At 55.8% G+C, this 3,069-nt stretch carries 3 protein-coding genes and 3 tRNA genes; all 6 read left to right on the top strand.

Features of this window, described 5'->3' with window-relative positions:
- Positions 1-136 precede the first annotated feature (136 nt).
- The 6 genes from birA to EA795_RS20400 all read left to right on the top strand — a co-directional run bounded on the left by birA (position 137) and on the right by EA795_RS20400 (position 2,945).
- A complete protein-coding gene (gene birA / locus EA795_RS20425) occupies positions 137-1,099 on the top strand; it encodes a bifunctional biotin--[acetyl-CoA-carboxylase] ligase/biotin operon repressor BirA (RefSeq protein WP_122079204.1) in 963 nt (320 codons plus the stop codon).
- Positions 1,089-1,835: a type III pantothenate kinase gene (locus EA795_RS20420; protein ID WP_122079202.1), complete on the top strand. Its 747-nt coding sequence runs from the start codon at positions 1,089-1,091 to the stop codon at positions 1,833-1,835. Before birA ends, EA795_RS20420 begins: the two co-directional genes overlap by 11 nt.
- A gap of 7 nt (positions 1,836-1,842) precedes the next feature.
- Positions 1,843-2,508: an SPOR domain-containing protein gene (locus tag EA795_RS20415; RefSeq protein WP_122079200.1), complete on the top strand. Its 666-nt coding sequence runs from the start codon at positions 1,843-1,845 to the stop codon at positions 2,506-2,508.
- A gap of 142 nt (positions 2,509-2,650) precedes the next feature.
- Positions 2,651-2,735 (top strand) — tRNA-Tyr (locus EA795_RS20410).
- 25 nt (positions 2,736-2,760) lie between these two features.
- Positions 2,761-2,834, top strand: a tRNA-Gly gene (locus EA795_RS20405).
- Positions 2,835-2,869: 35 nt separating this feature from the next.
- Positions 2,870-2,945 (top strand) — tRNA-Thr (locus EA795_RS20400).
- Positions 2,946-3,069: the final 124 nt, after the last annotated feature.

Here is a 3,069-nt window from a genome sequence, read left to right as displayed (position 1 = left end):
TCATCGTCAAGCTTCTACACCAAACCCCCGACCCTCGAAAGAAGGTCGGGGGTTTGTCTTTGCGTGGAAGAAAATGCCGCGCTGGGCTCTTGCTCCATCTGCCGCTATGATGCCCGCCTTGCTGGCAGGGGGTTGCATGAACAGTTTGCTGAAAGTGCTGCAGGATGGACGTTTCCACTCGGGGCAAGAACTCGGATCTGCGCTGGGTATTAGTCGTAGCGCAGTGTGGAAGCATCTGCAGAGGCTCGAGGCGAGCTTGGGGATACAGCTTCATAAAGTTCCTGGGCGGGGTTATCGACTGGCAGAGCCCATTTCGCTGCTTGATAGGGAGGGGCTCGAGCTGGAGTTCGAGCAGCTCGGCTGGGCGTTGCGAGTTCTGGAAAATACTGACTCGACAAACGCTGAGGCTCTCAGGTTGCTTTCCTCGGGGGCCCCTCCGCCTTTCGTGGTTCTTGCTGAAACTCAAACCAGTGGCCGGGGGCGCCGAGGTAGGGAATGGGTGAGCCCACCCGCACAGAATCTCTACTACACGCTCGCACTGACGATAACTGGTGGACCCCAACGTTTATCAGGCCTGAGTCTGGTGGTTGGTCTGGCCGTCATGCACGCTTTGCGTCAGCTGGGCGTGGAGCGAGCAGGGGTCAAATGGCCTAACGATATCTATGTAGATGGGAAGAAGATTGCAGGGATACTGCTTGAGCTGACCGGCGACCCAGCCGATGTCTGTCATGTCGTCATCGGTGTCGGAATAAATGTCAACATGATTGCCGATGCGGTGGAGATAGGGCAAGCCTGGACGTCGATGCGGGTCGAGAGCGGAAATCTGGTGGATCGGAACGAGCTTGCTCGCGTCCTGAGTCGATCATTGCAGCATTATCTGAATCGGCACACCGACGAAGGTTTTTCCGGGCTGCGAGCGGAATGGGAGAGTAACAACATCTGGCGTGGGCAGCGCTGCTGCTTGAGTGCGGGTTCGCAGCACATCAAAGGCTTGGTGTTGGGTGTCGATGAGCAAGGGGCATTGAGGTTGATGGTGGATGGACAGGAAAGCCGTTTTAGCGGTGGTGAGCTGAGTCTGAGGCTTGATCATGATTCTTGAGCTCGATTGCGGAAACAGCTTCATCAAGTGGCGTGTGATCGATCTCGATGCGAGTGGCATCATCCATGCGTCGGGGCTTGCTGATGAGCCTGAGCGGCTGCTGGAAGAGTTATTGTCCCTGTGCCCGATCACTATCTCCCATTGCCGACTGGTCAGTGTTCGGAGTGATACGGAGACTCGTCTGCTTACCGAAGTGATCTCTGGCTCGTTGGGCGTCGAGGTGGTTTGCGCTATGCCTTCCATCAAGCTTGCTGGCGTGACGAACGGCTACGAGGATTTTCAGCGACTGGGGCTCGACCGGTGGTTGGCGGTTGTGGCGGCCTATCAGTTGTGTTGCAAACCCTGCGTCGTGATTGATCTGGGCACGGCCGTGACCATTGATCTGGTGGCCGGGGATGGTAGGCATCTGGGAGGGTATATCACCCCGGGCATGGCGCTTCTGACCGAGCAGTTGCGCACTCATACCAAGCGTATCCTGTACAGCGCCGAAGAAGCGCGGATGGCCTTGAGTGATACGTCGCCGGGCCGCAGTACGAGTGAGGCTGTCGAGCGTGGTTGCCTGAGGATGTTGCGCAGCTATATCGAGGACCAGATCGTTTGTGCTGCTCGGTGCCTCGGAGAGGAGCCTGCAATCTACGTAACTGGCGGCGATGCTTCCCTTTTTGCCGAGGCGCGCCAAGTGGAATTCGTTCCAGACTTGGTGTTCAAAGGGCTAGCAATAGCCTGTCCGTTATGAGGTTCTGATGCGCTGGCTCTTGCTTCTTCTGGTGGTGCTCAATCTGCTTTTCTACGTTCATCATCAGCAGGCTCCCAGCCGCACCGCTAAGATGCAGGGGCCGGCTGATGTCGCTTCGGGTTCCGACATCCGTCTGCTGAGCGAAACGGAACTGCCGGCGCGTCGGCAGCAGTCGCATACGCCGACCGGAGAGGCCGTGTGTCTATTTCTCGGTGGCTTCGATGATAAGTCGCTGACCTCCGCACTGAGGCAGCGGCTGTTGAGCCTGGATATCGCTTCCACGCTACAGGGTATCGATGCCGCGGCTGGTATCGACTACTGGGTCTACCTTCCGCCATTGGTGTCTCGCCAGGCTTCGCTGAGGCAGCTTCGAGAGTTGCAGTCTCGTAACATAGATAGCTACATCATCACGGTGGGCGATCTGGCCAATGGAATTTCCCTGGGAATATTTTCACGGAAGGACTCGGCCGAAAGCGTGGTGAATCGACTGCAAGAGGTTGATTACCAGGCATTGATTCGTGAGTTGCCAAGGGTTCATCGCAAGTACTGGGTTCGTGTGGAAAGCGAAAGTCGATCTCAGATGGATGATCGGCTGCTGCAGAGCATGGCGCGCGACTTCCCATCCTTGCAGCAGCAACAAATGCCCTGCTCAAGCGTTGCAACTTCCGAATAGTTTGCATAGAATGGCGCCCGCTTCACGACACGCCTTTTCAAGGCGAGTCGTGAAATGATTGTCAACGCAGCTAACCTCAAGTTTTTAAATGAGAAAATGCTTGACAGTGAGGTGGCTGACATAGAGAATGCCGCCTCGTTTCGGAGGGGTTCCCGAGCGGCCAAAGGGATCAGACTGTAAATCTGACGTCATCGACTTCGAAGGTTCGAATCCTTCCCCCTCCACCAGATTCAAGCGTAGGCCTCGGCTATCGCGGGTATAGTTTAGTGGTAGAACCTCAGCCTTCCAAGCTGATGATGCGGGTTCGATTCCCGCTACCCGCTCCAGGTTTCAGGTCTGTGCATCAGGTTGCAAGTGTTTCGCTCATGTAGCTCAGCTGGTAGAGCACACCCTTGGTAAGGGTGAGGTCAGCGGTTCAAATCCGCTCATGAGCTCCAAAACCCAAAGGCAGATATGCGAATATCTGCCTTTGTTTTAATGGTGGCGTGACTAGCTCAATTCAACGATGGGAGACGGTCTCGATGGCTAAAGAAAAATTCGAACGTAACAAACCGCACGTCA

Origin of the sequence: Stutzerimonas nitrititolerans (assembly GCF_003696285.1) — a bacterium.
GTDB classification, from domain to species: domain Bacteria; phylum Pseudomonadota; class Gammaproteobacteria; order Pseudomonadales; family Pseudomonadaceae; genus Stutzerimonas; species Stutzerimonas nitrititolerans.
Note: the sequence above shows the minus strand (reverse complement) of the source record. Positions and strands in the feature narration are given on the sequence as shown.

Coding starts and splice junctions, on each gene's coding strand:
- EA795_RS20420 (WP_122079202.1), top strand. CDS start 1,089: ATGATTCTTGAGCTCGATTGCGGAAACAGCTTCATCAAGTGGCGTGTG.
- EA795_RS20415 (WP_122079200.1), top strand. CDS start 1,843: ATGCGCTGGCTCTTGCTTCTTCTGGTGGTGCTCAATCTGCTTTTCTAC.
- birA (WP_122079204.1), top strand. CDS start 137: ATGAACAGTTTGCTGAAAGTGCTGCAGGATGGACGTTTCCACTCGGGG.